At 57.1% G+C, this 23,220-nt stretch carries 19 protein-coding genes; 15 read left to right on the top strand and 4 right to left on the bottom strand.

Features of this window, described 5'->3' with window-relative positions; translation table 11 throughout:
• Positions 1-31 precede the first annotated feature (31 nt).
• From pbpC to ACNT1W_RS20435, 12 genes are all read left to right on the top strand, one after another.
• Positions 32-2,356 carry a peptidoglycan glycosyltransferase PbpC gene (gene pbpC / locus ACNT1W_RS20490; RefSeq protein WP_419246083.1) on the top strand — a complete coding sequence of 775 codons (2,325 nt, stop codon included), beginning with the start codon at positions 32-34 and terminating at the stop codon, positions 2,354-2,356.
• Positions 2,357-2,537: 181 nt separating this feature from the next.
• The gene (gene ndk, locus ACNT1W_RS20485; protein ID WP_012146321.1) at positions 2,538-2,963 is read left to right on the top strand and encodes a nucleoside-diphosphate kinase; all 426 of its coding nucleotides are present in this window, start codon (positions 2,538-2,540) and stop codon (positions 2,961-2,963) included.
• Between the two features lie 298 nt (positions 2,964-3,261).
• Positions 3,262-4,458 (top strand): bifunctional tRNA (adenosine(37)-C2)-methyltransferase TrmG/ribosomal RNA large subunit methyltransferase RlmN, encoded by a 1,197-nt coding sequence (locus tag ACNT1W_RS20480; RefSeq protein WP_012146320.1) that lies wholly within the window; start codon positions 3,262-3,264, stop codon positions 4,456-4,458.
• Between the two features lie 87 nt (positions 4,459-4,545).
• Positions 4,546-5,295, top strand: a complete 750-nt coding sequence (gene pilW, locus ACNT1W_RS20475) for a type IV pilus biogenesis/stability protein PilW (protein WP_017893687.1) — start codon at positions 4,546-4,548, stop codon at positions 5,293-5,295.
• The gene (gene rodZ / locus ACNT1W_RS20470; RefSeq protein ID WP_419246082.1) at positions 5,285-6,256 is read left to right on the top strand and encodes a cytoskeleton protein RodZ; all 972 of its coding nucleotides are present in this window, start codon (positions 5,285-5,287) and stop codon (positions 6,254-6,256) included. Before pilW ends, rodZ begins: the two co-directional genes overlap by 11 nt.
• 47 nt (positions 6,257-6,303) lie before the next feature.
• Entirely contained in the window at positions 6,304-7,425 is a 1,122-nt protein-coding gene (gene ispG, locus ACNT1W_RS20465) for a flavodoxin-dependent (E)-4-hydroxy-3-methylbut-2-enyl-diphosphate synthase (protein WP_012146317.1), read from the top strand.
• 138 nt (positions 7,426-7,563) lie between these two features.
• Positions 7,564-8,838, top strand: coding sequence for a histidine--tRNA ligase (gene hisS / locus ACNT1W_RS20460; RefSeq protein WP_017893685.1), 1,275 nt, complete (start codon positions 7,564-7,566; stop codon positions 8,836-8,838).
• Positions 8,839-8,851: 13 nt separating this feature from the next.
• Entirely contained in the window at positions 8,852-9,472 is a 621-nt protein-coding gene (locus tag ACNT1W_RS20455; protein ID WP_012146315.1) for a YfgM family protein, read from the top strand.
• Positions 9,473-9,483: 11 nt separating this feature from the next.
• Positions 9,484-10,665, top strand: coding sequence for an outer membrane protein assembly factor BamB (bamB, locus tag ACNT1W_RS20450; RefSeq protein WP_112363244.1), 1,182 nt, complete (start codon positions 9,484-9,486; stop codon positions 10,663-10,665).
• Positions 10,666-10,795: 130 nt separating this feature from the next.
• Complete coding sequence (gene der, locus ACNT1W_RS20445) at positions 10,796-12,280, top strand: ribosome biogenesis GTPase Der (RefSeq protein ID WP_112363243.1); 1,485 nt, start codon at positions 10,796-10,798, stop codon at positions 12,278-12,280.
• A 102-nt stretch (positions 12,281-12,382) separates the two neighbouring features.
• Positions 12,383-13,339 (top strand): AEC family transporter, encoded by a 957-nt coding sequence (locus tag ACNT1W_RS20440; protein WP_012146312.1) that lies wholly within the window; start codon positions 12,383-12,385, stop codon positions 13,337-13,339.
• Between the two features lie 13 nt (positions 13,340-13,352).
• A complete protein-coding gene (locus ACNT1W_RS20435; RefSeq protein ID WP_218217416.1) occupies positions 13,353-13,574 on the top strand; it encodes a zinc ribbon domain-containing protein in 222 nt (73 codons plus the stop codon).
• A gap of 4 nt (positions 13,575-13,578) precedes the next feature.
• Here the strand turns inward: ACNT1W_RS20435 and ACNT1W_RS20430 are convergent, their stop codons facing one another.
• Genes ACNT1W_RS20430 through ACNT1W_RS20420 form a run of 3 tightly spaced genes read right to left on the bottom strand, consistent with a single transcriptional unit; the run spans position 13,579 to position 16,069 of the window.
• Complete coding sequence (locus ACNT1W_RS20430) at positions 13,579-13,920, bottom strand: protealysin inhibitor emfourin (protein WP_012146310.1); 342 nt, start codon at positions 13,918-13,920, stop codon at positions 13,579-13,581.
• On the bottom strand, positions 13,920-14,945 hold the full coding sequence (locus ACNT1W_RS20425; RefSeq protein ID WP_419246081.1) for a M4 family metallopeptidase: 1,026 nt from the start codon (positions 14,943-14,945) through the stop codon (positions 13,920-13,922). Before ACNT1W_RS20425 ends, ACNT1W_RS20430 begins: the two co-directional genes overlap by 1 nt.
• A 41-nt stretch (positions 14,946-14,986) precedes the next feature.
• Positions 14,987-16,069 (bottom strand): LacI family DNA-binding transcriptional regulator, encoded by a 1,083-nt coding sequence (locus ACNT1W_RS20420; protein ID WP_419246080.1) that lies wholly within the window; start codon positions 16,067-16,069, stop codon positions 14,987-14,989.
• A gap of 365 nt (positions 16,070-16,434) precedes the next feature.
• Between ACNT1W_RS20420 and ACNT1W_RS20415 the strand changes: the two genes are divergently transcribed.
• Together ACNT1W_RS20415 and ACNT1W_RS20410 are read left to right on the top strand one after the other, a co-directional pair.
• Complete coding sequence (locus ACNT1W_RS20415; protein WP_012146307.1) at positions 16,435-17,742, top strand: MFS transporter; 1,308 nt, start codon at positions 16,435-16,437, stop codon at positions 17,740-17,742.
• Between the two features lie 11 nt (positions 17,743-17,753).
• A complete protein-coding gene (locus ACNT1W_RS20410) occupies positions 17,754-20,120 on the top strand; it encodes a TIM-barrel domain-containing protein (RefSeq protein ID WP_419246079.1) in 2,367 nt (788 codons plus the stop codon).
• A 6-nt stretch (positions 20,121-20,126) separates the two neighbouring features.
• On the opposite strand, the gene xseA is transcribed toward ACNT1W_RS20410, so the two are convergent.
• Positions 20,127-21,503 carry an exodeoxyribonuclease VII large subunit gene (gene xseA, locus ACNT1W_RS20405; protein WP_375189235.1) on the bottom strand — a complete coding sequence of 459 codons (1,377 nt, stop codon included), beginning with the start codon at positions 21,501-21,503 and terminating at the stop codon, positions 20,127-20,129.
• A gap of 170 nt (positions 21,504-21,673) precedes the next feature.
• On the opposite strand from xseA, the gene guaB reads away from it, so the two are divergent.
• Positions 21,674-23,137, top strand: coding sequence for an IMP dehydrogenase (guaB, locus tag ACNT1W_RS20400; protein ID WP_012146304.1), 1,464 nt, complete (start codon positions 21,674-21,676; stop codon positions 23,135-23,137).
• The last annotated feature ends 83 nt before the right edge of the window (positions 23,138-23,220 follow it).

The raw sequence follows: 23,220 nt of genomic DNA, 5'->3' as shown, positions 1-23,220 counted from the left end.
GGTGGCGGGGCAAAGGGGTGATACCTTCCTGATGAATCGACTTCTTACTCATTTACGTCGCCGGGCAGCCATCTGGCTGCTGGCTATTTTGCTGCCGCCCGTTTTGCTGTGGTTGGCGGACCGGCTGTGGCCGTTGCCGCTGAAAGATGCCGAGATGGCACGAGTGGTGGTGGCGGAAGACGGTACCCCGCTGTGGCGCTATGCGGACAGTGACGGCGTATGGCGCTATCCGGTCAGTCTGCAGCAGGTCTCGCCCTATTATTTGCAGGCGCTGCTGACCTATGAAGACCGTTGGTTTTATCGGCACCCCGGCATCAATCCATTGTCGCTGGCCCGTGCCGCCTGGCAGGACCTGCGCAACGGGCAGATCGTTTCCGGCGGCAGCACGCTGTCGATGCAGGTAGCGCGCCTGATTGATCCCCATCCACGCACTCTGGCCGGCAAGTTACGCCAGGTGTGGCGTACCGCCCAGTTGGAATGGCATCTGTCGAAGGATCAAATCCTTGAAATCTACCTTAACCGGGCACCTTACGGCGGCACGCTACAGGGGATTGGCGCGGCCAGCTGGACTTATTTGGGCAAACCGCCTTCGGCGCTGACGCGTGGGGAGGCGGCGTTGCTGGCAGTGTTGCCGCAGGCTCCCAGCCGTTTGCGGCCGGACCGCTACCCGGAACGGGCGCAGGCTGCGCGTGACAAGGTGCTGGAACGCCTGGCGTATTATCAGGTTTGGCCGGCACCGCAGGTGGCCGAAATCCGGCAGGAAGCGTTGTGGCTGGCCCCGCGCCAGGTACCGCAGTTGGCCCCGTTACTGGCAAGGCGCATGACACAGGGCAATCGTAGCCAGGTGGTGACCACCACGCTGGACGCTACCTTGCAGCGGCGGCTGGAAGAACTGGCTCGTGGCTGGAAGAGTCAACTGCCGGAAAAAACCTCGGTTGGCGTATTGGTGGTTGATCACACCAATATGAAAGTACGTGCCTACCTGGGCTCGCTGGATTTGAACGATAACAGCCGTTTTGGCCATGTCGACATGGTGGCTGCCTGGCGTTCGCCGGGCTCGACGTTAAAACCCTTTTTGTATGGTTTGGCGCTGGACGACGGCCTGATCCACGCCGAATCGCTGTTGCAGGACGTACCGCGCCGTTTTGGGGATTATCGGCCCGGTAATTTCGATACCGGTTTCCACGGCCCGGTCAGCGCCAGTGAAGCGTTGTCGCGTTCACTCAACCTGCCGGCGGTCCAGTTGCTTGAAGCCTACGGGCCGAAGCGTTTTGCCGCCAATCTCCGTAACGTGGGGGTTGAACTGCGGCTGCCGGCACACGCCGAACCCAGCCTGGCGCTGATCCTGGGCGGGGCCGGTGCCCGTTTGGATCAGTTGGTGGCCGGATTCAGCGCGCTGGCTCGTCAGGGCAGGGTGGCACCGCTGCGTTTTACGCCTCAGCAAGGGATTTACGATCGCCAGTTCATGTCGCCGGGCGCCGCCTGGATTGTACGGCGAATATTGGCGGGAGAGGCACGTCCATTGCCGGATGATGCATTGCCTGCCAGTGTGCCACTGGCGTGGAAGACCGGCACCAGTTACGGCTACCGCGACGCCTGGGCCATCGGCGTTAATGCGCGCTATACGATAGGCATTTGGGTGGGGCGACCGGACGGTACTCCGGTGGCCGGGCAGTTCGGCTTCGCTACCGCGGTGCCGCTGCTTAATCAGGTCAATAACCTGTTGCTGACCTCTTTACGCCAGCGTGGGGAAGGCATTCCGGCCGATCCGCGCCCCGCCAGCGTCAGCCGTGCGGTGATCTGCTGGCCGGGCGGCCAGCCACTGCCCGCGGGTGACAGCAATTGCCGCCAACGACGTCTGAGCTGGATTCTCGACGGGACTATTCCGCCCACGCTGCCCGCGCCGGGGCAGGAAAGCCTGCTGGGCAGCCAGCCACTGATGTGGTTGAACGCGCGTGGATTGCGGGTGGCGGCGGATTGCCCGGGGGCGACACCGCGTCGGCTGGCCCTGTGGCCTACGCCGCTGGAGCCCTGGTTGCCTCCGGCGGAGCGTCGTGCGCAGCGCTTGCCGGCTATTGATCCGCAGTGTCCGCCGTTGCAGCAGCAAGAAGCACCGCCATTGTTAATGCTGGGCGTGCGTGACGGCGCGATACTGCGTCGCCTGCCGGGCAATAATACGCTGGACTTGCGGGTCAGCGCCCAGGGCGGCGGCGGACAGCGCTGGTGGTTCCTCAACGGCCAGTTGGTGGGGGAAGGGGAGTCGCTGCTACAGACGCTGACCCAACCTGGTCGCTATCAGCTCAGCGTGCTGGATGAGAGCGGTCAGGTGGCATTGCGCGAATTTAACCTCGATTAAGGTAAGTTTTCATAACCTGTGCTCTGGGCCGCAAAGTGAAGAATAAAGATAATGATTTTTTAATGAAATGTTGATTTTCCCGTAGGCAAGCGTTGGCAGCACACATATAATCTGCGCCACTTGAGAAGGCCGGCACCCTGTTTGCAGACCGGCCTGTTTTGGAAGTTATACAGAGGCCATCATGACCGTAGAACGTACCTTTTCCATCATTAAACCAAACGCTGTAGCTAACAACGACATCGGCGCAATCTATGCTCGCTTTGAGCGTGCCGGTTTCAAAATCATCGCATCCAAAATGCTGCGTCTGACTCGCGAACAAGCCGAAGGCTTCTACGCTGAGCACAAAGGCCGCCCATTCTTCGATGGCCTGGTTGAGTTCATGACCTCTGGCCCGATCGTGGTTCAGGTTCTGGAAGCAGAAAACGCAGTACAGCGTAACCGTGACATCATGGGCGCAACCAACCCGGACAACGCACTGGCCGGCACCCTGCGTGCTGACTACGCGGACAGCTTCACTGCCAACGCCGTACACGGTTCTGACGCAGTAGAATCTGCACAGCGCGAAATCGCGTATTTCTTTAATGAGAGCGAAATCTGCTCACGTTAATTTGCTCGTCGCCTTTCAAGCTGTAGGGGGCGATATATTCGCCCCGATTGGCTCAGGCGCAGCATGCAGCGCCGCTACTCGAATTTTTCATTCATCGGCTGAAACAATAAAAATGCCCTGAATGTCTTTCAGACGTGGAAAGCTGCTACTAAAATTTGTACAATGCCGCGCCCCTGATGAGGCTTCTTGTCAGGGGCGCGCTTTTAGCGCCGTCACCGCAATTTATGCGGGTTGAACGACGCACTTACTTTCCACTCTTTCGCGCCGTAACGTGTAACAACGAGGCCAGAGATCAATTATGTTAGAACCCATCACGTCCGAGCACATCGTGTCTGAAAATAATTCGCTGACTACTCAATCCGTTAACGCGGAACAACCGGCTGTGGCCAAAATTAACCTGCTGGATTTGAACCGTCAGCAACTGCGTGAGTTTTTCGCCAAAATGGGCGAGAAACCCTTCCGTGCCGATCAGGTCATGAAGTGGATGTACCACTATTGCTGCGATGACTTTGAGCAGATGACCGACATTAACAAGGTCCTGCGCAATAAATTGCAGAGCGTCGCCGAGATCCGTGCGCCAGAAGTGGCGGAAGAACAACGCTCAGCCGATGGCACCATCAAATGGGCGATCAAAGTGGGCGATCAGCAGGTCGAAACCGTGTATATCCCGGACGGCGACCGTGCGACCCTGTGTGTCTCTTCCCAGGTGGGTTGTGCACTGGAATGCAAATTCTGTTCGACCGCGCAGCAAGGCTTTAACCGCAACCTGCGCGTGTCGGAAATCATTGGTCAGGTTTGGCGTGCGGCGAAAATTATCGGTGCGCTGAAAGTGACCGGCGAACGTCCGATCACCAACGTGGTGATGATGGGCATGGGTGAACCGTTGCTCAACCTGAACAACGTGGTACCGGCGATGGAAATCATGCTGGACGACTTCGGTTTTGGCCTGTCCAAGCGTCGTGTGACCCTGTCTACTTCCGGTGTCGTGCCGGCACTGGACAAGTTGGGCGATATGATCGACGTTGCACTGGCAATCTCGCTGCATGCGCCGAACGACAAGATCCGCGACGACATCGTGCCGATCAACCGTAAATACAATATCGAGACCTTCCTGGCGGCGGTACGTCGCTACCTGGCAAAATCCAATGCCAACCAGGGGCGGGTAACGGTTGAATACGTGATGCTGGACCACATCAACGACAGCACCGACGACGCGCACCAGCTGGCAGAAGTCCTGAAGGACACGCCATGCAAGATCAACCTGATCCCATGGAACCCGTTCCCGGGGGCACCTTACGGCCGCAGCTCCAACAGCCGGGTGGATCGTTTTTCCAAAGTGTTGATGGAATACGGCTTTACGACTATTGTTCGTAAAACCCGTGGTGATGATATCGATGCCGCCTGCGGGCAACTGGCGGGTGAAGTGATCGACCGTACCAAGCGTACCCTGAAAAAGAAAATGGCCGGGGAACCTATCTCTGTACGTGCGGTCTGAATCCTATAGCATGATTTTTTTGTTATCTTACAGTCTGTTATGTGAATGGACGTCAAGGTAACATCAGACAAGGAAATGAATGCAGGCATGAAGCTGACTCTGTGGGGAACGTTGCTGGCGGCTGGTTTACTGGCCGGCTGTTCCGGTTCAACGCCGGAAGAAAAAGACGCGCAGTCACAAGCGGGCCAGACGCGTTTGCAACTGGGTCTGGAATATCTCAAGCAGGGCGATTTACCCGCCGCGCGACAGAATCTGGAGAAAGCGGCAGACGCTGCCCCACAGGATTACCGTACCCAATTGGGCATGGCGCTTTATGAGCAGCGGATGGGCGAAAATAGCGCGGCCGAACAGCGTTATCAGCAAGCGCTCAAACTTGCGCCGAACAATGGCACCGTGCTGAATAATTACGGTGCGTTTCTTTGCAGTTTAGGGCAGTATGTACCGGCACAACAGCAGTTTAGCGCTGCGGCAGTAGCACCGGATTACGGTCAGGTTGCCGACAGCCTGGAAAACGCAGGTTACTGTTTTCTCAAGGCCGGACAGAACGATGAAGCACGTACCTTGTTAACGCGTGCCATGAAGATCGATCCGGACAAAGGTACTCCACTGTTGGTGGAGGCAGAAAAGCAATTTGGAGAAGGGAAGCGCGCACAGTCGCAACTTTTACTCGATAGTTATCAGCATGTTCTGCCGGCTAGTGCCGACAGCTTATGGTTACAGATTCGTTTCGCCGCGTTAGCCGGGCGCCAGGATAGCGTGCAACGCTATGGCAAGCAGTTATCGCGAAGTTTTCCACAATCCAAACAGTACCAGCAGTTCTTAGCTAATGAATACTGAAGCCTCCCAAGATAAAACTGTATCAATGACGACAGGCGAACGTCTGCGTCAGGCCCGTGAACAACTCGGGTTGAGTCAACAGGCCGTTGCAGAACGCCTGTGCCTCAAAATGTCTACCGTGCGCGATATCGAAGAAGACAATCTGTCCGCAGATTTGGCTTCAACCTTCGTGCGGGGTTATATCCGTTCCTACGCCAAGCTGGTGCGTTTGCCAGAGGATGAACTGCTGCCGATGCTGGCCAAGCAGGCTCCGTTGAAGGTTGCGAAAGTTGCACCAATGCAGAGTTTTTCATTGGGCAAGCGCCGCAAAAAACGCGATGGCTGGCTGATGAGCTTCACCTGGCTGATCGTTTTCGTGGTGGTTGGCCTGACCGGCGCCTGGTGGTGGCAAAACCACAAGGCCCAGCAGGAAGAGATCGTCACCATGGCCGATCAATCCTCTGCGCAGCTTTCACAAAACAATGAAGGCCAGTCAGTGCCGTTGACCGACAGCAATGCCGACAACAGCGCGCCTCTGGCTGACAATGGTTCCACGCCGGTAGATACCGGCGTTGCTCCACAGCAGTCTCAGACTCCGGCCGTTAGCGGCAGTGCAACTGCGCAGCAGCCTGCGGTGGTTTCACCAAGCCAGACAACGCTGCCTGAGACCACGCCTGCGGCTCCAACTGCGCCGTTACCAACTGCCGACGCGGGCGTGACTGCCCCGGCTGTTGATCCTAACGCGCTGGTTATGGAGTTCTCCGCCGATTGTTGGTTGCAGGTGAGTGATGCCAGCGGTAAAACGTTGTACAGCGGCAGCCAGAAAAGCGGCGGCAAGCTGAGCCTGGCGGGTACCGCGCCGTACAAACTGACCATTGGCGCCCCGGCTGCAGTACAGATTCAATATCAAGGTAAGCCGGTTGATTTAAGCCGGTTTGTTAAGTCAAACCGTGTTGCTCGTCTGACCGTTGCCGCGCAGTAATTGCGCGGCCATTGTCGTTAAGTCAGGGCAACAATGGAGAGTAAGTAATGCATAACCAATCGCCCATCATCCGTCGAAAATCAACGCGAATTTACGTCGGCAATGTGCCTATTGGTGATGGTGCGCCGATTGCCGTGCAGTCGATGACTAACACCCGTACCACTGATGTTGAAGCAACGGTTAATCAGATCAAAGCGCTGGAGCGCGTGGGCGTTGATATCGTCCGCGTTTCAGTCCCCACCATGGATGCCGCCGAGGCGTTCAAACTGATCAAGCAGCAGGTTAACGTGCCGCTGGTCGCCGATATCCACTTCGATTACCGTATCGCGCTTCAGGTTGCCGAGTATGGCGTAGACTGCCTGCGTATCAATCCGGGCAATATCGGTAACGAGTCGCGTATCCGTTCAGTCGTAGACTGCGCGCGCGATAAAAACATCCCAATCCGTATCGGGGTGAATGGTGGTTCGCTGGAAAAAGACATCCAGGAAAAATACGGCGAGCCTACGCCGGAAGCGTTGCTCGAATCCGCCATGCGCCACGTTGATATCCTTGACCGTCTCAACTTCGACCAGTTCAAAGTGAGCGTTAAAGCCTCCGATGTGTTCCTGGCGGTGCAATCCTATCGTCTGTTGGCTGCGCGTATCGATCAGCCGTTGCATCTGGGTATCACCGAAGCCGGTGGCGCACGCAGTGGCTCAGTGAAGTCGGCGATTGGTTTGGGGCTGCTGCTGTCGGAAGGCATTGGCGATACTCTGCGTATCTCATTGGCAGCCGATCCGGTGGAAGAAGTTAAGGTCGGTTTCGACATTCTGAAATCGCTGCGCATCCGCGCCCGCGGCATTAACTTTATCGCGTGCCCGACCTGTTCACGTCAGGAATTTGACGTTATCGGAACGGTCAACGCATTGGAACAGCGTCTGGAAGACATCATCACGCCGATGGACATTTCGATTATCGGCTGTGTGGTCAATGGCCCGGGCGAAGCGTTGGTTTCCACGCTGGGCGTTACCGGTGGCCATAAAAAGAGCGGTTTCTACGAAGACGGTGTGCGCCAGAAAGAACGTTTCGACAACGAGCAGATGATTGACCAGCTGGAAGCCAAAATTCGCGCCAAGGCGTCGATGATGGATGAAAGCAATCGCATCGCGGTCAACCTGCTGGAAAAATAAGCATTACACCGATACGGCGGGCTTTTTAGCCCGCTTGTTTATGAACCCGGGAGCAGAACTCGGTATTCGCGTTGAATACGGGGCGGCAAAGTCCCTATAATCGGGTTCATTTTTTTAGACAACGGACAGAGAACTCACGTGGCAAAGAACATTCAAGCCATTCGCGGCATGAACGACTACCTGCCGGAAGAAACGGCATTATGGCAGCGTATTGAAGGCATCCTCAAGCAGGTGCTTAGCGGCTACGGTTACAGCGAAATCCGCTTGCCGATTGTAGAGCAGACCCCGTTATTCAAACGCGCGATCGGCGAAGTGACCGACGTCGTGGAAAAAGAGATGTATACCTTCGACGACCGCAACGGCGAAAGCCTGACGCTGCGTCCGGAAGGCACGGCTGGTTGCGTTCGCGCCGGCATCGAACATGGTCTGCTGTACAATCAGGAGCAGCGTCTGTGGTACGTCGGTCCGATGTTCCGCTACGAGCGTCCGCAAAAAGGCCGCTATCGCCAGTTCCATCAACTGGGGGCCGAAGTGTTTGGCCTGCAGGGCCCGGATATTGACGCAGAGCTGATCCTGCTGAGCGCCCGCTGGTGGAAAGCGCTGGGGATCGCCGAGCACGTCAAGCTGGAGCTGAACTCCATCGGTTCACTGGAGGCGCGCGCCAACTACCGCGATGCTCTGGTGGCCTTCCTGGAACAGCATCAAGAGAAGCTGGACGAAGATTGCAAACGCCGTATGTACAGCAACCCGCTGCGCGTACTGGACTCGAAAAACCCGGAAGTGCAGGCGCTGTTGAACGACGCGCCACGCCTGTCCGAGTATCTGGATGCAGATTCCAAAGCCCACTTCGAAGGTCTGTGTGAACTTTTGGCGCAGGCAGGCATCCCATATACCATCAATGAACGCCTGGTGCGCGGTCTGGACTACTACAACCGCACGGTATTCGAATGGGTGACCACCAGTCTGGGCGCTCAGGGCACGGTATGTGCCGGTGGTCGTTATGACGGCCTGGTAGAGCAACTGGGCGGGCGTGCAACGCCGGCGGTCGGTTTCGCCATGGGCCTGGAGCGCCTGGTGTTGCTGGTTCAGGCGGTTAACCCAGAGTTCAAGGCCGCGGCGACCATTGACGTGTATGTGATCTCCTCCGGTGCCGGTACTCAGAGTGCAGCAATGCAGCTGGCGGAGCGCGTGCGTGATGCGGCGCCACAGCTCAAACTGATGACCAACTACGGCGGTGGTAACTTTAAGAAGCAGATCACCCGTGCGGATAAGTGGGGCGCGCGCGTCGCCTTGATCCTGGGTGAGAACGAAGTCGCAGCCCAGCAGGTGGTGGTTAAGGACCTGCGCAGTGGTGAACAAGAAACGCTGGCGCAAAGCGAAGTCGCAGTGCGCCTGGCTCTGATGTTAGGTTAAGGAGAAGGACACCGTGGAAGTCTATACCACTGAAAACGAACAAGTCGACGCCGTGCGTCGGTTCTTTGCCGAAAATGGCAAAGCGCTGGCAGTGGGCGTGGTGCTCGGAATTGGTGCCCTGGTCGGCTGGCGTTACTGGCAGAGCCACGAAAACTCCAACATGATGGTTGCGTCCCAGTCCTATCAGGAAGCCAGCGATCGTCTGGCTAGCGGTAAGCCGGACGATGTAGCCGCCGCGGAGAAGTTTGCCCAGGCCAACAGCAACAGCTATGGCGTGCTGGCCTCCCTGGAGCTGGCGAAGCATTTTGTTGAGCAAAATGAGTTTGCCAAAGCGAGCCAACAACTGGTGTTGGCTCAGGGCCAGACCAAAGACGAAAACATGCTTTCGATGATTAACCTGCGTCTGGCACGTGTCCAGCTGCAGGAGAAAAAGCTGGATGACGCGCTGAAAACGCTGGATGGCGTGAAAGGCGAAGGCTGGGCGGCGATGGCGCAAGATACGCGCGGCGACGTGTTGTTGGCTAAGGGTGACACCAAAGGTGCACGTGAAGCTTACAGTAAAGGCATTGAGTCTAACGCTTCTCAGGCGCTGCAGGTTCTGCTGCGCATGAAATTGAATAACTTGTCCAGCTAAGGGGAATTCCCATGCAATTGCGTAAAACACTCTTGGTCGGACTGGTTTCCGTTGCCTTGCTGAGTGGTTGCTCACTGTTCAACAGTGAAGAAGACGTGGTTACCATGTCGCCGCTGCCGAAAGTTGAAAATCAGTTCACGCCGAACAAGGCGTGGAGTACCTCGGTCGGTGACGGTGTTGGTGAGTTCTATTCTCACCTGCGTCCTGCTTTCCAGGACAACACTATTTACGCAGCCGATCGTCATGGCATCGTGAAAGCACTGGATGCCGATAACGGTAACGAAAAGTGGAAGGTTGATCTCTCTGAGAAAACCGGCTTCCTGTCCAGCAACCTGCCGGCACTGCTGTCGGGCGGTATGGCGGTCGCGGGCGACAAGGCTTATGTCGGCAGTGAGAAAGCCGTGGTTTACGCGCTCAATACCTCAGACGGTACCCTGGCCTGGCAGACCAAGGTGGCCGGCGAAGCGATTTCACGTCCGGTGATCAGCGACGGCATGGTGTTGATCCATACCACTAACGGCCTGCTGCAGGCGCTGAACGAATCTGACGGCGCGGTGAAGTGGACGGTTAACCTGGACATGCCTTCACTGTCGTTGCGCGGTGAGTCCGCACCGGCCGTTGCCTTTGGCGCAGCCATTGTTGGCGGTGATAATGGTCGCGTCAATGCCGTGCTGATGCAGCAAGGTCAGTTGATTTGGCAACAACGTATTTCCCAGCCTAGCGGCGCGACCGAAATCGATCGTTTGAACGATGTCGACACTACGCCGGTGATTGTTGAGGGCGTTGTCTACGCATTAGGTTACAATGGCAACCTGACGGCGCTGGATCTGCGTTCCGGCCAGATCATGTGGAAGCGTGAACTGGGCTCGGTGAACGACTTTATCGTTGATGCAGGTCGCATCTACCTTATCGATCAGAACGATCGCGTGGTGGCGTTGAGCACCGAAGGTGGCGTGACCGTATGGACGCAGAGCGATTTGCTGCACCGCAATCTGACTCCGCCGGTGATGTACAATGGTTTCCTGGTGACCGGTGACTCTGAAGGTTACCTGCACTGGATCAACACCACGGACGGCCGTTTTGTTGCTCAGCAGGAAGTGGATAGCTCCGGCTTCCTGTCTGCGCCGATGGTAGCTGGCGATAAGCTGGTCATCCAGGCGAAGGGCGGAAAAGTTTACGCTTTCACCCGCTAACGCCGATCGTCGCACGGATTGCCAACGGCTCCTGAATGTTCAGGGGCCGTTTCGTATTTTTATAAGCTGCACTCCTGGTGTCTATCCATAGTGTAGTAACGCTTTGATTATTAAGTAATGAGGCTTCACAATGATACCTGTCGTCGCGCTAGTAGGGCGCCCGAATGTGGGTAAATCCACCTTGTTTAACCGTTTAACCCATACGCGCGATGCGCTGGTGGCGGATTTCCCCGGGCTAACGCGAGACCGCAAGTATGGTCGTGCTGAGGTTGAGGGTAATGAATTTATTATCGTCGATACCGGGGGCATTGACGGCACCGAAGATGGCGTTGAAACACGCATGGCCGGTCAGTCGCTGCTGGCGATCGAAGAAGCAGACATCGTGCTGTTTATGGTCGATGCTCGCGCCGGCCTGATGCCGGCCGATCTGGGCATTGCCCAGCATCTGCGCAACCGTCAGAAAGCTACCTTCCTGGTCGCCAACAAAACCGACGGTATGGATCCAGACATGGCCGCCGCCGATTTCTATTCGCTGGGCCTGGGCGACGTGCATCCGATCGCGGCTTCCCACGGTCGTGGCGTAGCGCAGTTGATCGAGCACGTACTGGTGCCGTTTGTCGGTGAAAAGCCGGAAGAAGTCGAGCTGACCGAAGAAGAGGCTAACGCCGCTTATTGGGCCGAGCAAGAAGGTGAAACCCTCGAAGGCGCAGACGAAGAGCCGGAAGACGACTTCAACCCGCAGGATCTGCCAATCAAGCTGGCTATCGTGGGTCGTCCTAACGTAGGTAAGTCCACACTGACTAACCGCATTCTCGGCGAAGATCGTGTCGTGGTCTACGACATGCCGGGCACGACCCGTGACAGCATCTATATCCCGATGGTCCGCGACGAGCGCGAATACGTGCTGATCGATACCGCCGGGGTACGTAAGCGCGGCAAGGTTACGGAAACCGTAGAGAAGTTCTCGGTAATCAAAACCCTGCAGGCGATTGAAGACGCCAACGTGGTGTTGCTGGTCGTGGATGCACGCGAAGGCATTTCCGATCAGGATCTCTCACTGCTCGGCTTTATCCTCAATAGTGGGCGCTCACTGGTGATTGTCGTCAACAAGTGGGACGGCATGAGCGAGGAAGATCGCGATCACGTGAAAGAGATGCTCGATCTGCGTCTGGGCTTTGTCGATTTTGCCCGCATTCACTTTATCTCTGCCCTGCATGGTAGCGGCGTTGGCAACTTGTTCGTGTCGGTACTGGAAGCTTACGAGTGTGCGACCCGCCGCGTGAACACCTCAATGCTGACCAAAATCATGCAGATGGCTGCCGACGATCACCAACCGCCGTTGGTACGTGGCCGCCGCGTGAAGCTGAAATATGCGCACGCCGGTGGGTATAACCCGCCGATTGTGGTGATCCACGGCAACCAGGTGACCGATCTGTCCGATTCGTACAAACGCTACCTGATGAACTACTTCCGTCGTTCTCTGAAGGTTATGGGTACGCCGATCCGCATCCAGTTCAAAGAGGGTGAGAACCCGTTCGCCGGTAAGCGCAACCTGCTGACGCCGAACCAGATGCGCAAGCGTAAACGTCTGATGAGCCACCTGAAGAAAGGCTAATCATAAGAATGAGGGGCGCGGTATCACTACCGCGCCCCTTTTTTATTGGATCGAAATCGTTTTATTATCTGACTATTACCGCCGTTAGCCTGAAGGAACATCATGTCCTGGGAAACCTGGAGTTTTGCATTCAACGTCACCGTCCCCAATCTGTTAATGATGTTGCTGGGCATATTGCTGCGCCACTGGCGCTTGATGGACGACCGTTTTATCGATGGTGCCACCAAGTTGGTGTTTAACCTGGCGCTGCCCTGTTTGTTGTTCTTCAGCATCGCCACCAACCACCCGCAGTTGCTGGGCAACCTGCCGCTGGTAATCTTTGGCGCTATTGGCACCGTGGTCACCTTCCTGCTGCTGGAAGTGGCGGCTATCTGGCTGGTTAAAGAGCCACGTGAGCGCGGTGTCTTTGTGCAGGGGGGCTTCCGTGCCAATACCGCTATTGTCGGCCTGGCCTATGCCATGACCGCTTACGGCAGTGAGGGCGTGGCGTTAGGGTCGCTGTACCTGACGGTGACGGTGATCCTGTTTAACATACTGTCAGTTATTACCCTCACGCGCAGCCTGCAGGGCGGGCAGGGCAAGAGGATCAGCCGTTTGTCGCTGTTGCGCAGTATTGTCACCAATCCGCTGATTATCGGCCTGGTGTGCGGACTGGCTTATGCCCAGACCGGTCTGGGAATACCTCAGGTGATCCGGCAGACCGGCAGCTATATCTCCGCACTGTCGTTGCCACTGGCCTTGCTGTGCACCGGCGCCAGTTTAGACCTGCGCGCCATGTTTCGTTCGTCCAACGTGGCGGCGCTGTCTTCTTCGGCCAAGCTGTTTGTCGTGCCAGTGATAATGACGCTGAGTGGCTGGCTGTGCGGTTTTCACGGCGCGGCGTTGGGGATTATTTTCCTGTTCTCGGCCACGCCAACGGCTTCTGGCAGCTATGTGATGACGCGTGCGATGGGGGGGAACGCCACGCTGGCGGCGAATATTATCGCCATCACCACCGTCGGCTCGTTTTTCACTACCGCGTTGGGCATCTATTTCTTACGCTCATGGGGCGTGATTTAACCAGGGAGTGACTATGGAAGCGCAGTGTCCGCAATGCGATCAAACGATGGAGTGGGTGAATGGTCACTACCATTGCACCGCCTGTAACAGCGATTATCAGCAGTTGGCCCACTGCCCGGATTGCGGGCAGCAGTTACAAGAACTCAAGGCCTGCGGAGCGGTGGACTACCTGTGCCAGAACGGCCATGGGTTGATATCCAAAAAGCGGGTGTTATTCAGTTATCAGCCGTTGTAAGCGTTCACTCATCCACCTGACCGGTTTTCCACAGGTCGACCAACGCCTGCGGGGCGCTGGTTTCCGGGATCAGCAGTACGATTTCGCTGCGTAAAGTTTGGCTGTAATAGCTGATCTGCACGCGAAAATAACGTTGGTCACCGCAGCCGGGAGAGTCCGGTTGCCCCTCTTCCTGCGCGTAGGGCAGCGTCTGGTTCAACAGTTGATTCAGGCGCTGCCGTTGCTCTGGCGTAATGTCGGCCAGCGCAATGCGCCGCTGGCCCGCCAGTTTGGGAATAAAGGCGAAGCCGCCTTCACGCGCCAGCTCAATGACCGTGTCCTGATTGAGTGCCGGCAAGGGTTTCATTACTCTACCCCTACCTGATGCCAGGCCTGCTGTACCTTATCCGCCACTTTACTGTCGAAGCGCTGTTTGGCATGTTTCACCGTGGTACGGGCAAAGGTGGCGAAGTCAGCGTCCTGCGGCAGTGTCTTGTCGCAAAGCGTGTCGTACCAGATGTAACCGGCTTTCTCCCAGGCAAAGCCGCCCAGAGCCGTGGCCGCCAGATAGAAGGCGCGGTTGGGAATGCCGGAGTTGAGGTGGACGCCGCCGTTATCCTCTTTGGTCTGAATGTAGTCTTTCATGTCGGCCGGCTGCGGATCTTTCCCCAGCAGCGGATCATCGTAGGCGGTACCGGGTGCCGACATCGAACGCAGGCCCTTGCCGTTGATGCCTTTCGCCAACAGACCTTCGCCAATCAGCCAGTCGGCCTTATCCGCGGTTTGCTTGAGGTGGAACTGTTTGACCAGAGAACCGAACACGTCAGACAGCGACTCATTCAGCGCACCGGCCTGTTGGAAGTAAATTAGTCCGGCCTCGCTTTCGGTGACGCCGTGTGCCAGTTCGTGGCCGACTACGTCGATGGCGATGGTAAAACGGTTAAAGATTTCGCCGTCACCATCGCCGAAGACCATTTGCTGGCCGTTCCAAAAGGCGTTCTGGTATTCCTTGCCGTAATGCACGCTGCCGGTCAGCGGCAGGCCCCGGTTGTCCAGCGAGTTGCGTTTGAACGCCTGCCAGAAGAAATCATAGGTGACGCCGAGGTAGTCATAGGCTTCATCCACCGCCACGTCATGATTACTGGACTGGCCCTCATTACGTACCTGTTTGCCGGGCAGTTGGGTGCCGTTTTCGGCATCAAAAATATCGCGGATGACTTCACCACCGGTCGAGGTTTTCGCCCCGGGGGCGCGTAACGGCTTGTTGCCGAGCAGGCTTTGAACGTGGTTAAGGGTGTGTAATGCGCAGTCGCGCTGCAGCAGGCTGCCGTGCTCAATGATCCGACGCAGCATATAAGGGGGAATGACCGAACGCGCTGTCAGGGTCGGCATAGTGGCTCTCCTTGAGTAAAGATTCCGCCACTAAGTGTAGTTCAGACATCGTAAAGACGGTGATCGTGAGTGCTTACCGCCGGGCTGGTTTTATGGGGGCTGACGCGTTTGACCGAGGCGCGGACCGCCAGCTTGCCGTGCAGCAGCAGGTTGCACGGGGGCGCATCGGCGCGCAGCATGCGGCGTTGCAGTAGCTGAATGGCCTCATAGCCCAACTCGTCGCGCGGCACGTGTACCGAGGTGAGCGGCACGTCATGAATTTCCGCCAGATTAAAACCGTCGGTGCTCATCACCGAAATATCACCTGGCACGCTCAACTGCAATTTGTTGAGTGCCTTGACCGCGCCGACCGCCATATAGTCGCCACCGGCAAGAATGGCCGTCGGCAATTGTGAGCGCTGACTGACCCGGTTGATAAAGGTGGTGAGTGCCTGTTCGGCCTCTTCGCTACCGAAACCGGAGGTGGTGACCAGATGGCGACCCTCGTCAAAGGCGATGTTGTGCCGCGCATAGGCTTGCTTGATGCCCGCCAGCCGCAGCTCCATAGTGTGCCGACGCAAGCACTGCAGGTTCAGAATATGGCTGTGCCCCTGCTGGAACAGATAGTTGGCGGAGAATTCGCCAATCAGTTGATGATCGGGCGACACGCTATCGAGCCGCATCTGCCGGTCGCTGCAGTTAATCAGCACGCAGGGTTTATTCAGATCGGCGGCTAACTGGTGAATATGTTCGTCGTCGATACCGATAATCAGCGCCGCCTGGGTCTGCGGATCGCTCATCTTTTCCAGGAACAGCGCGCCGTCGCTGTGCAGTTCCTCAAGCCCGCAATAGCGAATACGCACCTCATGTTCCGCCAGCGCAGCGGTGATGCCCTGGATCACCTTGTAGTAAAAAATATCGGTACGTACGTCAAAGGCGCGTTGTGGCGCGAAGACCATCACGCTGTTCAACATCAGTCGACCGCTGGAAATCCCTTGCAGAATGCCGTTCTGTTGGGCGCAGGCCAGCACTTTTTGGCGTGCTTCGACGCTGGTATTGGATTTGCCGGCTAAAACGCGTGAAACGGTGCTGATCGACAACCCGGTTTGGTGGGCGATCTGCTGTATTTTCAGCTTTCCGTTCATTCTGTGATCTCCTTCAAATTTGGCAATGAAAATATTTTCACTGCATTTTTTCAGCGTACTGTCAGGCTTAGGTGGCCATTATGGCGAGCTTTTATCCTTCGTATGAAAATTTTTGCAAAAAACCACGTTTCGCTCACGCTTCCGGCTGGCTAGTCTGAATTGGTATACCAACTTTATAGATTTATCAGTCCAATTAATGGACTGAATTATAAATAAAATGAAAATAAATCATGTGGTTGTGAAGGACGTGCGCCTGCTTCTGGGAAGCATAATGCAATTTAACACCACCCATACCTTCGCTAACCAAACGTACCCTACCAAAAAGCGCGCTGTGTCACCGGGCAGCCGTCGTGGAGAGAAGACAGATGAGTGTGGAAATTAATCAAAGGGTCGTCGACAGCGGCCGGCGTAAATTTAAATCACTGCGCTGGTGGATGCTGGCGCTGTTTCTGCTGGGTGTCACGGTTAACTACATCACTCGTAACTCGCTGGGCATCCTGGCGCCGGAGCTGAAAACCAGCCTGAATATGACCACCGAGCAGTATTCCTGGGTGGTGGCATCGTTCCAACTGGCCTATACGGTGTTTCAGCCGATCTGCGGTTGGCTGATCGATGTGATTGGTCTGAAGATGGGGTTCCTGATCTGCGCCAGCATCTGGGCGGTGGTTTGCATGATGCATGCCGGGGCCGGCACCTGGGTGCAGTTGGCGATCCTGCGCTTCTTTATGGGCGGGGCAGAAGCGGCGGCAACGCCGGCCAACGCCAAGGCGATTTCCGACTGGTTCCCGAAGAAGGAACGGCCCATCGCCGCCGGTTGGGCGGGCGTCGGGTTTTCTATTGGCGCCATGCTGGCACCGCCGATCATCGTTATTGCCCACGTCTCCTTTGGTTGGCAGGGCGCTTTCCTGTTTTCCGGCGCGCTGGCGTTGCTTTGGGTGGTGCTGTGGTGGCGGTTCTACCACTCGCCGCAGCAGCACCCCAATCTGAGCCAGCAGGAGCTGGATCTGATCCGCGAAGACAACGAGCCGGAGTTACCCCGACTGCCTTTCCTCAAGTCATTGGCCATTCTCTGCCGCAACAAAAAGTTCTACGGCATTGCCATTCCGGCCTTTCTCGCCGAGCCGGCCTGGGCGGTATTCAGTTTCTGGGTGCCGCTGTATTTGGCCACCGAACGCGGCATGGATTTAAAACACATCGCCATGTTTGCCTGGCTGCCGTTTTTGGCGGCGGACATCGGCAGCGTCGCCAGCGGCTATCTCACCACTTTGTACCGTAAATGGTTCGGCTGCAGCCGCGTCAACTCGGTGGTTGCCAGCTCGGTCACCGGCGCATTCATGATGGTCTCGCTGGCGTTCGTCGCGATCACCAAAGATCCCTATGTGGCGATCGCCCTGATCTCGATCGGCGGTTTCGGCCATCAGGTGATCTCCTGCATGCTCAGCGCGCTGGTGGTGGAATCATTCGATAAAAATCAGGTAGCGACGGTCAACGGTATGCGCGGCTCCAGCGCCTGGATCGCCAGCTTCCTGTTCACGCTGCTGATCGGCGCGGTCTCCGATACCGTCGGTTTCAACCCGCTGTTTATCGCCATGGGCTTCTTCGACCTGATCGGCGCCGTATTTCTGATTGCCTTGATCGCCGAACGTGGCGGTAAAAAAACACTTAATAGTTAAGTTGGATGCCTATGAAAACCTTAAAAAATTGGACGTTGGCCGGTCAGTATGCCGATCGCATTGAGCTGTTGGTCGACGAACGTCACCTGTTCTGTCTTTACGTGCTGGAAAACAGCCTGTTCCGCGTGTTGATTAAACGCAATGGCGAGTTGGCGCTGGATCGCACCTGGAGCATTGCGCCGCAGACTGATGTGCCCTGGGAAGGGCGTGATCGTTTGAGCGTGGCCGGCTTCGGCCTGCCGGGTTATCAGTTGCAGCAACATGAGGATCGGCTGGTGGTGACGACGTCTGCACTGCGCGTTACCGTGCATCAGCCGCTGTGGCTGGAGTGGGAGCACTGCAACGCCGCCGGTGAATGGCTTCCGCTGGCCGCCGATCGGCCAACCAGCGCTTACCTGCTGAACCCGCACGGTGACGGCGTGGCCCACTACCAGCGCCGTCAGGCCGCCGAGCGGTACTATGGCCTGGGTGAGAAGGCCGGTGATTTGGAACGCAGCGGTCGCCGCTTTGAAATGCGCAACCTGGACGCGATGGGTTACAACGCCGCCAGCACCGATCCGCTGTACAAGCACATTCCTTTCACCATCACCCGTGGGGAAGAGGCCAGTTTCGGGCTGTTTTACGACAACCTGAGCAGTTGCTGGCTGGATCTGGGCAATGAGATCGATAACTACCATCTGGCCTATCGCCGCTATCAGGCCGAAGCGGGAGATCTGGATTATTACCTGTTCCTCGGCCCCAAAGTGCTGGACGTGACCAAGGCGTTTGTACGCCTGACCGGCAAGACTCACTTCGGCCCGAAATGGAGCCTGGGCTACAGCGGTTCCACCATGCATTACACCGATGCGCCGGACGCCCAGCAGCAGCTACAGCAGTTTATTCAGCTCTGTCGCCAGCATGATATTCCCTGCGACTCGTTCCAACTGTCGTCGGGTTATACCTCGATCGGCAACAAGCGCTATGTATTCAACTGGAACTACGACAAGGTGCCGCAGCCCAAACAGTTGAGCCAGGCATTTCACGACGCCGGGTTAAAGCTGGCGGCCAACATCAAGCCGTGCCTGTTGCAGGATCATCCGCAGTATCAGCAGGCGGCGGAGCAGGGGTTGTTTATCCGGGATTCCGAAAGCGACCGGCCGGAGCGCTCCAGCTTTTGGGATGACGAAGGCTCGCACCTCGACTTCACCAATCCTGCGGCGGTGCAATGGTGGCAGCAGGGCGTGACGCAGCAGCTGCTGGAGATGGGCATTGATTCCACCTGGAATGACAATAACGAATACGAAGTGTGGGACGGAGAGGCGCGTTGCCACGGTTTTGGCACGCCTATCGCCATCAAGCACATTCGCCCGGTGATGCCGTTACTGATGATGCGCGCTTCAATGGAGGCTCAGCAACGCTTTGCTCCCGAGCTGCGGCCTTACCTGATCTCGCGTTCCGGTTGCGCCGGTATGCAGCGTTATGTGCAGACCTGGAGCGGCGACAACCGCACCAACTGGCAGACTTTGCGTTACAACATCCGTATGGGGTTGGGCATGAGCCTGTCTGGCCTGTATAACCTGGGGCACGACGTCGGCGGTTTCTCCGGTGACAAGCCGGACGCCGAACTCCTGGTGCGCTGGGTACAAAACGGCGTGATGCATCCGCGTTTCACCATTCACTCTTGGAACGATGACGCCACGGTGAATGAACCCTGGATGTATCCGGCCGCTACCCCGGCGGTACGCGAGGCGATTAACCTGCGTTACCGGCTGATGCCGTATTTTTACACCCTGCTGTGGCAGGCCAGTGCCGACGACGAGCCGATGCTGCGCCCGACCTTCCTCGACCATGAGCATGACGAACAGACCCTGAAAGAAACCGATGATTTTATGATTGGTCGCGATCTGCTGGTGGCCAGCGTAGTGGAGCAGGGGCAACGCCAGCGGCCGGTGTATCTGCCGGATAACGGCGATGGTTGGTATTGCTTCTACAGCGGCCAGTGGTTCAGTGGCGGCCAGACGGTGGTGCTGGAAGCCCCACTGGAGCGCTTGCCGCTGCTGGTGCGTGCCGGTGCGGCATTGCCGCTGTCATCCCGCCTGGCGCATGTTGACGTAACGGCGGACGATCGACGTGAGCTTAAGTTGTACCCGCTAAAAGGCTGTGGCAGCGCTTCTGGGCTGTTATTCGAAGATGACGGCGAGAGTTATGGCTGGCAGCAGGGCGACGCGCTGTGGCTGCGCTGGGAGATGCTCAGTGACAATCAGCGCATCACGCTGAACCTCACCACCGAGGGTCGCTTTAAACCGGCATGGCAAACCCTGACTTTCAGCTTGCCTGCCGGAGAAGCGCGCGAGTTGTGGATCAACGGCGCGCCCGGCAACAGTTTTACGCTGGAATAAGCGGAATTATTCAGCCGCGCGCTTTTTGCGCGGCTTTTTGGCCAGGGTGATGGTTTTCACCTCGCTTTCCACCCAGCCATCCTGCAGACGGGTTTTCAGCAATTCACCCACCTGTGCCTGTTTGGTGGTTTTCAGCAGTTCGCCGCGTGGCGTTTGCGTCACGCTGTAGCCACGCGCCAGCGTTGCCAGCGGGCTGACCGCCTCAAGCTGGCTGCAGGCCACGCCAAAGCGCTGACGCCAGGCGTTGAGCCGCCGCTCCAGCGCCTGCTGTAAACGGTATTCCTGCTGCTGCACGCGTTGCTGATAGCGATGAATGCGCGCCTGCGGCTGCATCTGCGCCAAACGCTGTTGTGCCCGTTCGCTGCGGCGTGAAGAGACCCGCAGTTGGTTCTGCATGCCATCTTCCAACCGGCGTTGCAGTTTGAACAATAGCGTCTGCTGGCGCGCCAGGCGCAGGTGCGGATGCTGTTGCTGCAAACGGTGGTTGATGCGGGTGAACTGTTGCTGGCGCTGTGCCAGGTAGTAATCCATCGCCATTTCCATCCGCTGCTGCTGGGACTGCAACTGGCGCAGCAGCTCCAGCTGATTGCGGCTGACCAGTTCGGCAGCGGCGGAAGGGGTTGGCGCACGCAAATCAGCGACAAAATCGGCAATGGTGACGTCGGTTTCATGGCCGACGGCGCTGACGATCGGAATGCGGCTGGCGAAAATTGCCCGCGCCACGCGTTCGTCATTAAAACTCCACAGATCTTCCAGCGAACCGCCACCACGGCCGACGATCAGCACGTCACACTCGTCGCGGCGGTTAGCCGTTTCGATGGCACGCACAATCTGCAATGGCGCTTCTGCGCCCTGCACCGAAGTAGGGTAAATAATGATAGGCAGTGAAGGATCACGCCGTTGCAGCACCTGCAACACATCGTGCAGCGCCGCACCGCTGGCGGAGGTAATGACCCCGACGCGTTTGGCCGGGCTGGGCAAGGGTTGCTTGAATTGTTGGTCGAACAGGCCTTCGGCGCTCAGGCGCTGTTTCAACTGGTCGAACTGCTGTTGCAACAGACCGTCACCGGCAGGCTGCATGCTTTCGGCAATCAGTTGGTAGTCGCCGCGCGGTTCATACAGCGTAATGCTGGCGCGAACCAGGACCTGTTGGCCATTCTGCGGACGGAAAGTGGTGCGGCGGTTAGTGTTGCGGAACATCGCGCAACGCACCTGTGCCCGATCGTCTTTCAGCGTGAAATACCAGTGGCCGGAAGAGGGTTGGGAGAAGTTGGAAATCTCGGCGGAGAGCCAAATCTGGCCCATTTCCATTTCCAGCAGCTGTCGAACCGTCTGATTCAGGCGGCTTACGGTAAAAATAGACGGCGAAACAGGTAGCGACATGTGACCCAGATCAAATTTCAAAACAAGCACTTAATTGGTCGATACTACATGGCTGAAAAAGGTAATCAAGAGTTTTTGTGCGAAAGTACTGGAGGCAACCGATTACGCTCTGTATAATGCCGCGGCAATATTTTATCTTTTTCACAGCCCACTCTGGTGAGATATTGCCCATGCTACGCATCGCAAAAGAAGCACTGACATTCGACGACGTTCTCCTGGTTCCAGCTCACTCTACGGTTCTGCCTAATACCGCTGAGCTCGGCACCCAATTGACCAAAACCATCCACCTGAATATCCCTATGCTGTCCGCAGCCATGGACACCGTTACCGAAGCCAATCTGGCTATCGCGCTGGCGCAGGAAGGCGGTTTAGGTTTCATCCACAAAAACATGTCCATCGAGCGTCAGGCTGAAGAAGTCCGCCGCGTGAAAAAACATGAAAGCGGCGTGGTCACCGATCCACAGGCCGTGACTCCGACTACCACCCTGAAAGAAGTGAAAGAACTGACCGCGCGTAACGGCTTTGCCGGCTACCCGGTCGTGACCGAAGAAAACGAACTGGTCGGCATCATCACCGGCCGTGACGTTCGCTTCGTCACTGATCTGAACCAGCCTGTTACCGCCGTGATGACGCCGAAAGAGCGTCTGGTTACGGTGAAAGAAGGTGAAGCGCGTGAAGTCGTGCTGCAGAAGATGCACGAAAAACGCGTTGAGAAAGCGCTGGTGGTAGACGACCAGTTCCATCTGCTGGGCATGATCACCGTCAAAGACTTCCAAAAAGCGGAACGCAAGCCAAACGCCTGTAAAGACGAGCATGGCCGTTTGCGCGTTGGCGCTGCGGTTGGCGCCGGTGCAGGCAACGAAGAGCGCGTTGATGCGCTGGTCGCTGCCGGCGTTGACGTCCTGCTGATTGACTCCTCCCACGGCCATTCCGAAGGCGTATTGCAGCGCATTCGTGAAACCCGCGCCAAATACCCGGACCTGCAGATCGTTGGCGGCAACGTCGCGACCGCTTCAGGCGCCAAAGCGCTGGCTGATGCCGGTGTTAGTGCGGTGAAAGTGGGTATCGGCCCTGGTTCCATCTGTACCACTCGTATCGTTACCGGCGTTGGCGTACCGCAGATCACCGCTATCGCCGACGCGGTTGAAGCGCTGGAAGGCACCGGTATTCCGGTTATCGCCGACGGCGGCATCCGTTTCTCCGGTGATATCGCCAAAGCCATCGCGGCTGGCGCATCCTGCGTGATGGTTGGCTCTATGCTGGCGGGTACCGAAGAATCTCCGGGCGAAATCGAGCTGTATCAGGGCCGTTCGTTCAAATCCTATCGCGGTATGGGTTCACTGGGCGCGATGTCCAAAGGCTCTTCCGACCGTTACTTCCAGACCGATAACGCCGCCGACAAACTGGTGCCGGAAGGTATCGAAGGCCGCGTGGCTTACAAAGGCATGCTGAAAGCCATTGTTCACCAGCAAATGGGCGGTCTGCGCTCTTGCATGGGCCTGACCGGTTGCGGCACCATCGACGAGCTGCGCACCAAGGCTGAATTTGTGCGCATCAGCGGCGCCGGCATTCAGGAAAGCCACGTGCACGATGTGACCATCACCAAAGAGTCACCGAACTACCGCATGGGTTAATGCTTTAACTTCTCCTGCGGGAGAAGCCGGGGTGGGGCGTAACGCTTCACCCCGAAAACACTATTTTCGCTCTTTTTCTCTGT

The organism is Serratia sp. NFX21, assembly GCF_048517035.1.
GTDB classification, from domain to species: domain Bacteria; phylum Pseudomonadota; class Gammaproteobacteria; order Enterobacterales; family Enterobacteriaceae; genus Serratia; species Serratia quinivorans.
This window is presented reverse-complemented; position numbering and strand designations above follow the sequence as displayed.